Here is a 234-nt window from a genome sequence, read left to right as displayed (position 1 = left end):
CCTGAGGCGTCTCTACATCAAGTGCAAAGACTGACAAGCTCAATAATCTACTTATATGCACAATCCCCCTAACGTATTTTTGTTGTGAATTACTGCGCTCTATCCCATGGACAAGTTCAGAAGCTAAGTTAAGTCCTGATATTTGTTTATTAAGCGTAAACTTAAAAATATTTTTACTGTTTCTCACATCATTAATTACAATATTGCAGTTTAGTGCCGCTATTGCTGCAAAAG

General features: G+C 35.9%; 1 pseudogene. It reads right to left on the bottom strand.

What is annotated here, in order from left to right:
- Positions 1–234, bottom strand: a pseudogene (locus AAEY68_RS21725) (EAL domain-containing protein); the annotation flags it as partial.

This window comes from Pseudoalteromonas sp. RB2-MNA-CIBAN-0110 (genome assembly GCF_040309305.1).
GTDB classification, from domain to species: domain Bacteria; phylum Pseudomonadota; class Gammaproteobacteria; order Enterobacterales; family Alteromonadaceae; genus Pseudoalteromonas; species Pseudoalteromonas arctica.
The sequence above is the reverse complement of the archived record's forward strand: the minus strand, read 5'-3'. Positions and strand labels throughout refer to the sequence as shown.